Origin of the sequence: Siccibacter colletis (genome assembly GCF_000696575.1) — a bacterium.
In the GTDB taxonomy this organism is placed as follows: domain Bacteria; phylum Pseudomonadota; class Gammaproteobacteria; order Enterobacterales; family Enterobacteriaceae; genus Siccibacter; species Siccibacter colletis.
This window is the reverse complement of the sequence record NZ_JMSQ01000044.1, coordinates 1-647: the sequence shown is the minus strand read 5'-3', so window position 1 is coordinate 647 and position 647 is coordinate 1. Positions and strand designations below refer to the sequence as shown.

Genomic DNA, 647 nt, shown 5'->3' with positions numbered 1-647 from the left:
ATTTGAGAGACTCGAACACACCTTTTTCTGTTCTTGTTTACGGAGAACAGAAACAGTGTGTCGTTTCAATTTTCAGCTTGTTCCGGATTGTTAAAGAGCATAATACTTCGCAGCATACTGTTCCCAGTACACTCTGAAGTAGGGTATCAACCTGAGTTGATGGTGGAGCTATGCGGGATCGAACCGCAGACCTCCTGCGTGCAAAGCAGGCGCTCTCCCAGCTGAGCTATAGCCCCATCGTAGTGATTAACCTCTTACCGGGATTTCTTCTGAGACAAGGCGCGGAATGACGACGCATACATCAGTATGCGAGTTATTTCGCAACGCAGTATTCAGAAGGAATCTGGTAGGCCTGAGTGGACTTGAACCACCGACCTCACCCTTATCAGGGGTGCGCTCTAACCACCTGAGCTACAAGCCTGGAGAGGTTTTTACTGCTCGTTTTCTATCAGACAATCTGTGTGAGCACTGCGGAGTTGTATCTTTTAAGGTAAGGAGGTGATCCAACCGCAGGTTCCCCTACGGTTACCTTGTTACGACTTCACCCCAGTCATGAATCACAAAGTGGTAAGCGCCCTCCCGAAGGTTAAGCTACCTACTTCTTTTGCAACCCACTCCCATGGTGTGACGGGCGGTGTGTACAAGGC

General features: G+C 49.3%; 2 tRNA genes and 1 rRNA gene. All 3 read right to left on the bottom strand.

What is annotated here, in order from left to right:
- Positions 1 to 160: 160 nt before the first annotated feature.
- Positions 161 to 236: transfer RNA gene (locus ET34_RS0120735), tRNA-Ala, on the bottom strand.
- A 108-nt stretch (positions 237 to 344) separates the two neighbouring features.
- A tRNA-Ile gene (locus ET34_RS0120730) sits at positions 345 to 421 on the bottom strand.
- 70 nt (positions 422 to 491) lie between these two features.
- A 16S ribosomal RNA gene (locus tag ET34_RS0120725) occupies positions 492 to 647 on the bottom strand; the annotation flags it as partial.